This window comes from Mesorhizobium sp. M0016 (assembly GCF_040324035.1).
Classification (GTDB): domain Bacteria; phylum Pseudomonadota; class Alphaproteobacteria; order Rhizobiales; family Rhizobiaceae; genus Mesorhizobium.
In genome coordinates this window covers 1-10,432 of record NZ_JAMYVM010000050.1, presented here as the reverse complement: position 1 = coordinate 10,432, position 10,432 = coordinate 1, and the positions used below count along the sequence as shown (strand labels likewise).

Annotated in this window: 6 protein-coding genes and 4 pseudogenes; 8 read left to right on the top strand and 2 right to left on the bottom strand. The window is 61.7% G+C overall.

Annotated elements, in window-relative coordinates:
- Positions 1-270: 270 nt before the first annotated feature.
- The 4 genes and pseudogenes from NKJ88_RS32605 to NKJ88_RS32590 form a co-directional block, all read left to right on the top strand.
- A pseudogene (locus NKJ88_RS32605) lies at positions 271-784 on the top strand (IS6 family transposase); the annotation flags it as partial.
- Between the two features lie 141 nt (positions 785-925).
- Positions 926-2,650 (top strand): hypothetical protein, encoded by a 1,725-nt coding sequence (locus NKJ88_RS32600; RefSeq protein WP_352446943.1) that lies wholly within the window; start codon positions 926-928, stop codon positions 2,648-2,650.
- Positions 2,651-2,983: 333 nt separating this feature from the next.
- Entirely contained in the window at positions 2,984-3,307 is a 324-nt protein-coding gene (locus NKJ88_RS32595; RefSeq protein WP_352446942.1) for a hypothetical protein, read from the top strand.
- 347 nt (positions 3,308-3,654) lie between these two features.
- Entirely contained in the window at positions 3,655-4,311 is a 657-nt protein-coding gene (locus NKJ88_RS32590) for a maturase (protein ID WP_352446941.1), read from the top strand.
- A gap of 12 nt (positions 4,312-4,323) precedes the next feature.
- On the opposite strand, the gene NKJ88_RS32585 is transcribed toward NKJ88_RS32590, so the two are convergent.
- Both NKJ88_RS32585 and NKJ88_RS32580 read right to left on the bottom strand, forming a co-directional pair.
- Positions 4,324-6,390, bottom strand: a complete 2,067-nt coding sequence (locus tag NKJ88_RS32585) for a recombinase family protein (RefSeq protein WP_352446940.1) — start codon at positions 6,388-6,390, stop codon at positions 4,324-4,326.
- A gap of 142 nt (positions 6,391-6,532) precedes the next feature.
- Complete coding sequence (locus tag NKJ88_RS32580; RefSeq protein ID WP_352446939.1) at positions 6,533-6,805, bottom strand: hypothetical protein; 273 nt, start codon at positions 6,803-6,805, stop codon at positions 6,533-6,535.
- 35 nt (positions 6,806-6,840) lie between these two features.
- On the opposite strand from NKJ88_RS32580, the pseudogene NKJ88_RS32575 reads away from it, so the two are divergent.
- The 4 genes and pseudogenes from NKJ88_RS32575 to NKJ88_RS32560 form a co-directional block, all read left to right on the top strand.
- Positions 6,841-7,714, top strand: a pseudogene (locus tag NKJ88_RS32575) (IS1380 family transposase); the annotation flags it as partial.
- Between the two features lie 184 nt (positions 7,715-7,898).
- A pseudogene (locus NKJ88_RS32570) lies at positions 7,899-8,114 on the top strand (transposase); the annotation flags it as partial.
- 393 nt (positions 8,115-8,507) lie between these two features.
- Positions 8,508-9,884 (top strand): type III secretion system effector XopH, encoded by a 1,377-nt coding sequence (gene xopH, locus NKJ88_RS32565; protein ID WP_352446938.1) that lies wholly within the window; start codon positions 8,508-8,510, stop codon positions 9,882-9,884.
- Between the two features lie 213 nt (positions 9,885-10,097).
- Positions 10,098-10,343 (top strand): annotated as a pseudogene (locus tag NKJ88_RS32560) (IS6 family transposase); the annotation flags it as partial.
- Between the last annotated feature and the right edge of the window lie 89 nt (positions 10,344-10,432).

The following is a 10,432-nucleotide window of genomic DNA, read 5'->3' as shown; positions in this document are numbered from 1 at the left end:
TGAAAGGCATGGCTACGCTACAAAGGCTATTTGCGGTTACCGCTTGCCTAAACCCACACCAATAAAAGATCCGTGCACCAACGCCTCCCGACGCACCTTGCATTGACCCCTACTGTCGGGTTTGTCGAGTCCGCGACACGATGATGTTCGGCCCGGCGTGCCGCCGCGCTCTCAGTGAAGCCATTGAATAATATGCAAAACAGTTTTTCTGAGGCGCTTCCTGCGCAGTTGGCACGACTCTTGATGTCCTCGTTGTGCGGCGGCACACGACGTTGGGTCGTTCACTTCTCGCCCCAGCTTCTGGCATATGGACGAGACCTATATCAAGGTTCGCGGCCGTTGGATGTACCTTTACCGCGCCATCGACAGCGTCGGCGACACGGTCGAATTCTTCTTCAGCGAACACCGTGATCTTCCGGCGGCCAAACGCTTCCTGCGCAAGGCGCTTGCCCACCATGGACGCCCGAACCGCATCGTCGTCGACGGCAGTCAGACCAATCGTGAGGCAATCATTTCCTGCGATACTGAAAGCCGTCTGCGGGAGCGATCACACCAACCACCGATCTATATCCGCAAGAGCCAATACCTCAACAATCGGATCGAACAGGATCACCGGCGCATCAAGCGCCGCGTTCGATCCATGCTCGGCTTCAAGTCTATGGAGAATGCCCAGATCACCCTCTCCGGCATCGAGCTGGTCCACATGATGCGAAAGCGACAGGCGAGGTTCGCCTACAATCCGAGCCCGTCAATTGCCGAGCAATTCGAAATGCTCACCGCCTGATCAATGCTCCCAGGCGACGCTCTTCCCGTCCACATCCCGGAATTGCGACAGAGCCCTACGAACTGCCCGATCCCTGATGATTCCGCTGCGCGACAAATCACGATGATCTCATTCAGTTTGTAGCTTCATAGGAGGTGAATTATGAGGGGCATTGACGAGCTGGGCAAAGCGCCCATCTCGGTAATCAGCGCCATCGAAGGTGATGTCACGGGCGATTCTCCCGCCCGACCGGCGATTGGCGTTGGAGGACCCGGTCAATCATCCGGTTCTGTGGAGGAGCAGACGCGCTCTGAGCCTCAAGCGCCAAGCGTTTCCCTCTCTGCCAGCAGCCAGCACACCAGCAGTATCCTTCCTCTGGAGCCGGACTTTCTCGGTCGTGAGATTGCTGAGCGGCTCAGCCCGATCGATCTGCTGATGATGTCGCAGACAAGTCAACAGCTGCGTGTCGCCGCCATGGCAATCGCGACGCCTCAAAGGCGTCAAAGGGCTATCCGGGTTCAGGCGATCTGGAACAAGTTGACGCAACCCCGACCCGGCGTCGCGAATCCCTTTGCCGCGCTGCTGTATCCCGGCGTGATGCAATCACTCGCGCGCAATTTCGATTGCCTCACCAAGATGCAGCAGGAGCCCATCATCGCGCTCGTCGAGGCGCTTGACGACTTCGACGATCGCAACCCGCTCCTGGACGATATCGGACCGGGCTTGGCAGGACTCGCGCCCGACCTCCAGCAGCGCCTCGTCGCGCTAGCCGAGGGGATTGACCAGCCCTGGCAACGTACCTCAGCCCTCCAGGCCCTCGGGACAGGCGTGGGAGGGCTTGCGCCAGAGCTCCAGCAGCGTCTCGTCCTCCTCGCTGAGGGGCTTGACGACCCCAACCATCGCGCCTCGGCCCTGTACGGCCTCGGAGCGGGTGTGGCGGGGCTTGCCCCCGAGCTCCAGCAGCGTCTCGTCGTCCTCGTCGAGGGACTTGACGACCCCGAAGATCGGGTCGCGGCCCTATGGGGCTTCGGAGCAGGTGTGGCAGCACTCGCGCCCGAGCTGCAGCAGCGTCTCGTCGTTCTCGCCGAGGGACTTGGCGACCCCGAGCTGCGCGCCTCGACCCTGGAAGGCCTCGGAACAGGTGTGGCAGGGCTTGCGCCCGCGCTCCAGCATCGTCTCGTCGTCCTCGCCGAGGGGCTCGAACAGCCCGCAGATCGCGCCTCGGCCCTGGAGGGCCTCGGAGAGGGCGTGGCAGGGCTCGCCCCCGACCTCCAGCAGCGCCTCTGCGGGCTGGTCGAGGGGCTCGACCAGCCCGCAGATCGCGCCCGGATCCTGAGGTTCCTCGGAGCGCACGTGGCAGGGCTTACGCCCGCTCTCCAGCAGCATCTCGTTGTCCTCGCCGAGGGGCTCGTTCAGGCCGAGCATCGCGGCTCGGCCCTATGGGGCCTCGGAAAGGGGGTGGCAGGGCTTGCGCCCGCGCTCCAGCATCGTCTCGTCGTCCTCGCCGAAGGCATTGATGACCCACGCCATCGCGGCTCGGCCTTATGGGGCCTCGGAGCCGGCGTGGCAGGGCTTGAGCCCGCGCTCCAACAGCGTCTCTTCGCCCTCGCCGAGGGGCTCGCACAACCCGCAGATCGCGTCTCGGCCCTATGGGGCTTCGGAGAGGGGGTGGCAGGGCTTGCCCCCGCGCTCCAGGATCGTCTCGTCGTCCTCGCCGAGGGCATTGACGACCCCGAGTATCACCTCTCGGCTCTCCAAGCCCTCGCGAAAGGCGTGGCAGGGCTTGCCCCCGAGCTACAACGGCGCATGGCTGCCCTTGCCGACGGACTTGCCCAGCCGGGGCATCGGGCTCGCGCCTTGGCAGCCCTATTGCCGGATGTGTCGTAAACTCTGGACAACCAAGATAAGCGAGGACAGCCTGCGAAAGCTGCTGATCAGGATCATTGCCATACTACTCGTCAATTTATCGAAAGCTCACGCTTCTTTCATAGGAGCATGGACCTCAGGCCCGAATGACTGTTGAGGCAGCAGCATCGGCATTGATTGAGGAGCGATGACGTGCGAATCGGGAATAACCACCTTCACGGCTTTTCGGCGTTAAACCGGCGGCTCGTTGACGGGCTGGCAGAGGCCCCGAGTGCAATGATTGCGTTCCACGAAGCGGTTCATTCACCTGCTGTGTTACATTCTCGGAGTACGGCGACCTCACGTGCAAGGAACTTGGAATGGCCAAAGGGTGGGGATGGAAAGCATGGTGGTGGCGCAACGGAAGGCGGAACGGGAGACGGATCAAACCTTTTCGGGCGCGTGGTGAAGTACGGCTTGTGGCTGGCGGGCGTGGGCTGGACCTACGACAAGATCGCCAACGACTTTCCCCTTTCCACAACCTCGCTGCATGATGGGAGAAAGGGCTTCACAAGCAACGAACGATTCAGGGCCGCCCAGGCGAGGGCGAGGAAATATTACACGAGCTATCACGCCGCCAACCCCGAACTTCAGCGTTGGAATGGGCTGCGGCGCGGCTATCAGGATGAGGTGCGCTAGGACAAGCTGGCGCGTTCCAGCCGGTGAAAGTCCGGCTCGGGTAAGGGGTAGCTCCCGCCCGGTAGTGAGTGTTGCGGCGTGGGCGGTGACGACCACGGCGAAGCGTACACAGCAATCATGTGGGGCATGGAAGTGAGCCACGATAATGATCAGATCGCAGGGGCCGAGACGTTCTCATCCGTCGAAGGCAACATGTGCGGAGCCGATATGCGAGGCGCCGTCGCCCTGCCGGGGTCTGGGGCCATGTCACGCATGAAAGGAACGCGTCGGAACCTGGGAGATCTCCTGTCTGGCCGGGTGGCGTCAGCCACGCCGGTCCGCATCGGGAAGGCGAGGAGCCGTAGCCGATGATGGACGGACAGGAGAAGTCAGACTCCGGCATAGTAGCTGCGAAGCCAACGAACAAAGCCGGATCTCCGGCGGCGGAGTTGGTGGAGCCAAGGCCGGGGACCAAGGGGAACGCGGAACAGCAACGCATGCACCGGACACAGAGCCGGGATCGCATGTCCCAGTCGCTGGACCGCGTACGGAAAGCCGCAAGGCTAAGGAAGAAGGATCAGTTCACCGCGCTCTTCCACCATATCAACGTCGATACACTGCGAACGGCTTTCTACGCGTTGAAGCGCAAGGCCGCTCCCGGGGTGGATGGCATGACGTGGCGGGACTACGAGACAGACCTTGAGCCTCGGCTCAAGGACCTGCACAGACGGGTCCACAAGGGAGCGTACCGCCCGCAACCGTCTCGCCGGACGTACATACCGAAGGCGGATGGGAAGCAGCGGCCACTGGCGATTGCCGCTCTGGAAGACAAGATCGTCCAGGGTGCAACGGTCATGGTGCTCAACGCCTTCTATGAAGGTGACTTCTGTGGTTTCTCCTACGAGTTTCGACCCGGAACAGGACCGCATGATGCATTGGACGCGCTATACGTGGCGATCGACCAGCGGAGGGTGAGCTGGATAATTGACGCTGACATCCAGAACTACTTGGATCGATTGTCATAATGCCCCCTGGTTTCATGAGGTGTGTTCGAAGAGGGTGGGATTGTGATCTATGGTATTGATCCATAAACCTTTTCTCTGTCCGCGAACGATATGGACGGCGTCCAGTTCGCCGCGCTTGATCCGCTGCAACAGACTTTGGCGGGAAAGTCCGAGGGTCTCTATGGCGTCGCGGACCGGTTCAAAGCCGTCGCCGGGTGTTGCGAGGAAGCGGGCCTTGAGTTCCGCGGTCAGGCGAATGCGCCAGGGCGCGCCGGGCGTGATCTGCTCGCCCTGAATGAGGCCGTCGTTGATGTGGCGATGGAGGGTCGAGGGCGCCACGCCGAGGGCGGCGGCGGCCTGCCGGACGGTGACGATGTCGCCGTCGGCGGCGGGCGGCTTGGCCTTGCAGGCGGGGATCTTCCAGTGCCGGCGCAGAGAGCTGACGCGGTTGGCGTCGAAGCGATAGCCGTACGCCGTTCGGCGGCCCTGGTGGTTGAGAACGCCGGCAATGACAGCGTTGGGGTAGTGCGGGGCCAGCCGCCGCAGCAGCGCCAGCGTGTCCTCGTCGGTGCGCACCGTCGCCGGCCGCGAGCGTGGCAGGGCGACGTCGAGACGACTCAGCGCGCCGCCCTTCCAGCGCAGCACGAGATGCGCCGCCGCCTTGTCGCGATCGACCTCAAGCGTGACCTCCTCGATCAGCGTGCGCAAGAGCTCCTTGCGATCACGTGCCGTGGTGGTGGGCGCGTGCCAGACGCTCGCCAGATCGGCGCCAAGGGCGATGAGGCTCTCCCGCTCCTTGGCCGACAGCACGCGCGGGCGCTCCAGCCGCCATTGCTTCAGTGCCGCCTCGCGGTCGTTCTCAAGCCGCTCGGCCGCCTCAAGTGTGGCGGCCAGGCGCACCGGTTCGAGCGCCTCCAGGAAGGCCGCCACCACGGCTTGATCGATCTGCACGCCGCCAACATTGAGGCAATAGACGCCGCGTCCTTCGGCGATGACCTTGCCGGCGCAATGGTAGCCCGGTGCCGCATTGCGGCCGCGGTAATGGGTGCGCAGCCGCCGCCCGCAATGGCCGCAGCGGGCGATGCCCTGAAGCAGCGCACCGCCCTCACGCACCGCCCCGCCAGAGCCTCCGTCGGTTTCGGCATGGGGGCGCGGGTGGGTGTTGGCGGCCATGCGCTGCTGGTTGGCCTCGAAGGTCGGCCAGTCGATATAGCCCTTGTGGTGGTCCTTGATCAGCACTTGCCATTCGTCCATCGGCAACTTGCGTATCCGCTTGCGCCGCGCGCCGGTTTCGTCGAGCACCGTCTCCCGGCGATTCTTGCCATAGACATAGGCGCCCGCATAGACCGGACTGGCAAGCACGGAATGAACCGCGTGGTAGCTGGCTTCGCTCCAGCGCAGTTCATGATGCCCGCCAAGCGAAAGTGGGAACTTCATGCCATGCGCGCGCAGCCACAGCCAGACGCGGCGCGCCGAGCCCAGCTCGGCGAAACGGGCGAAGATGGTGTGGATGACATTTGCGACCGCCTCGTCGGGATGGATCAGGATCTCGCCGTCCGCCTCGCCCCAGACGAAGCCGATCGGCAGGCCACGGCGCAATTCGCCGCGTGCCGCTTTGTTGCGGATGCCGCCGTCAAGGCGGGCGCGCAGGACATGCAACTCTGCTTCGGACATGGCGCCTTTCAAGCCCAACAGCAGGCGGTCGTTGAACAGGGCCGGATGGTAGATGCCGTCGGCATCGCCAATCAGCGTTTCGGTCAGCCCCGCCAGCTCAATCAGCCGGTGCCAGTCGGCGTTGTTGCGGGCCAGCCGCGACACCTCGAGGCCGAGAACGATGCCGACCCGGGCCAGCGCGACCTCGCTGGTCAGCCGAGCGAACCCGTCGCGCATTACGACGCCGGTGCCGGACAGGCCGAGATCCTCGTCGATGACCACGATGCGCTCGTCCGGCCAGCCCAACTCGCGCGCGCGGCCGGGGAGTGCGTACTGCCGGGCCGTCGATTCACGGTTGTTCTCCACCTGCGATGGGGTCGACTGGCGCAGGTAGACGATGGCCTGCCGGGCCAGGTGGCCGGCGGTGACTTTGCTATGCTCAGTCATGCTCTGCCTCCCTGGCTGCCAGCATCCGCGCGATCAATGCGGCGAGCCGGCCCAGCGCCTTTTTGCCCGCGCCGCGGCGTCCAGCTTCTCCCAGGCAGGTGGGTCGGGCCGCTGCTCGTTGTCTTCGTCGGGAATCTCAGCTTCAGTTGCATGGCGCTTCTCCCTCGTCGGCGGCCGGCGACTCGCCGCGCCGCGCAAGGAGAGCGTCCACCAAGGCGCGCAGATGCAGAAACTGTTCGGGCCGGCCAATGCCGGCCTCACTGGCCGGCGTCCCGGTGGCATCGTCCTCGCCGCCAAGATCCGTCCACGCCACGGGAATGTAGGTGCGGCTGCCGTCCGGCAATTCCACCAGCAGCAACGGTTCGCCCCCCAGAGGCCGCCCCTCAAAGGCATGGCCGGCGCGTGTGATCGTCACCGAGGCCGGAAGGTCTTGGTGACGGGCAGTCTTAAGATATTTCCTTTGACGCCGTGCATGGCGGCCAGCAATTGCGCCTGTTCAATGCCCACCATGACGAGTACGGTTTCCAGCTGATCGTGGTATTCGATGGCGCGGGACGGTTCGTCAGCCCGATCCTGAGACCGGCCAAGCGGCCGAGTGGGGCTGAGATCCGCCCCCACCTGCGCCGCCTGGTGCGGGCGATCCGGAGCAACTGGCCGAACATTCGAATCCTGCTCCGCGGCGATAGCCATTATTGCAACCCGCAGGTCATCGACTGGTGCCGCGCCAACGACGTCGACTTCATCTTTGGCCTCGCGCCCACCACGACCCTGCGCAAGCATGTCGCGGATCTGGATGCCAGCACGACGGCGCGCTTCGAAGCGTCGGCCAAGACAGGCAAGGTCCGCAGGTTCAAGGAGTTCGTTGACGGCGCCGCCAGTTGGAGCCGCGTCGAGCGTATCATCGCGCGGGTCGAGGTCGGCGCCCACGGTGGCGATATCCGCTTCGTCGTCACCAACCTTGCCGGTGGGAAGGCCAAGGCGCTCTACGAGGATGTCTACTGCCGGCGCGGCGCGGCCGAGAACCACATCGTGGAAGACGCATCTTGCCGCCGACCGCACATCCTGCACCAGAGCGACGGCCAACCAGTTCCGGCTATTCCTGCATGCCGTCGCCTACTGGCTCATGTGGGGCCTGCGCGCCGCGATGCCGAGGCGCTCGAGCTTTGCCGTCGCCCAATTCGACACGCTGCGATTGCGCCTCATCAAAGTCGCCGCGCGGGTGGTCGAGATGAAATCGCAAATCCGTCTGCACCTGCCGACATCGTGCCCCGACCAGCGCATCCTGCGCATCGTCCTCGATCGCATCCCTCAACTCGCGACATAACGATGGGGCGCAGACGCCCCGAAACGAACCCGTCGACCGCAACCTGCAAACCCCGCCTTCCATCACGACGGAGCAACCCCGGCGCCTGACGAGGCGCGTGGAAAAGCACCGCAACGGCGACCACAGCGTCGCTTCAGGCCGTCAAAAGCTCATCGCCGTGCATCAAAGCGGCTAAGCGCTTACCAAGTATCTCAAGTCCACCAACATGCTGGAGCGGCTCAACGAGGAAATCCGCCGGCGCACCTATGTCGTGCGCATCTTCCCCAATACCGAAAGTTGCCTGCGCCTCGTCAGGGCGTTGGCCGTCGAGACCAACGAAAACTGGATGGAGGCAAACCGCTACATCAACATGGACGACCTGCGCGAGCACAAGAAGCTCGCTCTACGCCAAGCCGCATGACCAGCACTATGGCCGCCCCCTTTTGCAGAACTTGACGCACACAACCACGCTACAAAGGCTATTGCGGTTACCGCTTGCCTAAACCCACACCAATAAAAGATCCGTGCACCAACGCCTTGGCCCACTGGAACCGGCGGGCTCACCCGAGACGCACCGATCCATCACGGCCACCGATACCTTTATAGTGATCGAGTATTTTGCGCCTTACACCGCCTCAAGTAGTGATGTGTGCAGGTGGCCATTCATCCGGTGACTTGGGGGAAGGCCGTCAAGCCTTCTCCTTCGCCCAAAGAGCGGAGTCCGACGATTGGCGCTCCGAGACCGAAGTTTGGATCGCCGAGACTAATCGCTGCGCGACAATCACATTGTCGCTCTCTAGCTAGGAGACGGATGATGAGGGGCATTGATGGTTGTGGCAAGGCGCCCATCTCAGGATACAGCGTCAACGAAGGTGATAGCTCGGATGAATTCCCCGCTGGACCGGCTGTTGGCCTTGAACGAGTCGGCCAATCATCCTGTCCTGTCATGGAGCAGACGCGCTCTGAGCCTCAAGAGTCAAGCGCTTCCTCCTCTCGGAAGGAGCAGGGAACCGACGGTGTCCTTCCTCTGGCGCCGGAGTTACTCCGTGAGTTTGTTGAGCGGCTCAGCCCGATCGATCCGCTGATGGCGTCGCAGAGAAATCACCAGCTAGATCAAGCAGGGGCCAGCGACAGCAGCGAGACTTCGAACGTGCACGCCCCCGTTGATTTGCAGCAGGACATTACGCCGAATTGTGGCAAAAGCTCCATTCCTGCAGCGGTAGATGGCTTACCAAAAACAATTAAACGTACGCCGTTAATGACCAAGCGCCTTTCGCAACTCATTAAAAAATTCAAGGCCCCATTACTAGTACCGCCGCGTCCTTTGGCAACACCAGTTCTGCAATATGACAGAAGCCCTGGATCAGTAGATAACTTTAGATCGTCGGATGAGTTTGATCTTCCAAAATGTTGCAATGCAACAGGCTGGAAAGACCTGCATGTCTCCGGTAGCGCCAGTATTGATTCCATCGAACAAATTATTAGGTTGAACCCATCTCCGGAGAGCCCAGTAACTGTACTTGACGTCCGGGAGGAGTCCCATGCGATCGTTGGCGGTTTTCCGGGGACTTGGCGGGTGCCCAATAACTGGGCTAATGTTGGCAAATCGCGCGAAGAAGTTCTAGCGGATGAACGCGATAGGATACATGCGCTAAAGGGGCAAGAGACAGTGCAGATACTTCACCGCAAAGATGTTAAGAATGAGATTAAAAATCCGCGCTCAGTGACCTTGAATACGCCGCAAATCTTTAGCGAAGAAGAGGTTGTAAGAACGGCGGGTGCAAAATATGTGCGTTTGATGGTGTCCGACCATCTCGGTCCGCGAGCAGAGGATGTTGATGCGTTTATTGAAATGGAGCGGGGTATGGCGGCTCACGAGAAGCTGCATGTGCACTGTGGTGTAGGTCAGGGCCGTACGGGCATCTTTATCGCGATGCACGACATGCTGCGTAATTCCTCAAGGGTGTCGTTTGAGGACATCATAAATAGGCAGCTCGCGTTTAACCCTGGCCGAGCCTTGGATTTCCACAAAAACGTCGCTCACGAAGAACGTTCAGACTTTCGCAATGATCGGCTGGAGTTCATTTCGCTCTTCTACAAATATTCCGAAGCAAATTCCAATGGACAACCCTTATTATGGTCCGAATGGCTTGACTTCCATAGCCCCGAAGGGACCGACAACGAACGGTAACCCTTAGCATATTAGCAGCAGAGACCGCTCGTGCACCTGGTTGATGGGTCGGCAGGGATTTGGCTTGCTGCTGACGAGGGCCTAGCTGCGCGCCGATCTGCTGAAACTGCATAGGCTGACGATACCCGTGTTCAATGAGGGAGCGCGCGGCCAAGTCGAAGATCGGCACCGTAACGTTAACCGGGCATCGATCAAAATGTAGGATCTGGCGGCATGACCAGATTTTCCCGTGATCCTCTTTATCGTTGCCACCGATTTCCGGCGCAGGTGATTGCCCATGCCGTTTGGCTCTATTTCCGGGTTGCTCTCAGCCTGCGGATGGTCGAGGATATGCTGGCAGTTCGTGGCGTCATCGTCTCTCACCAGACCGTGCGACTTTGCGCTGAGAAATTTGGCAGACACTTTGCCAATGATATCCGGAAGCGATCGGCCGGCAAGCTCGGCGACAAATGGCATCTCGCAGGGCGTTGGTGCACGGATCTTTTATTGGTGTGGGTTTAGGCAAGCGGTAACCGCAAATAGCCTTTGTAGCGTAGCCATGCCTTTCA

Bases quoted from the DNA above. Each gene is read 5' to 3' on its own strand.
- NKJ88_RS32600 (WP_352446943.1), top strand. From the start codon at position 926: ATGAGGGGCATTGACGAGCTGGGCAAAGCGCCCATCTCGGTAATCAGC.
- NKJ88_RS32590 (WP_352446941.1), top strand. From the start codon at position 3,655: ATGATGGACGGACAGGAGAAGTCAGACTCCGGCATAGTAGCTGCGAAG.
- NKJ88_RS32585 (WP_352446940.1), bottom strand. From the start codon at position 6,390: ATGACTGAGCATAGCAAAGTCACCGCCGGCCACCTGGCCCGGCAGGCC.
- xopH (WP_352446938.1), top strand. From the start codon at position 8,508: ATGAGGGGCATTGATGGTTGTGGCAAGGCGCCCATCTCAGGATACAGC.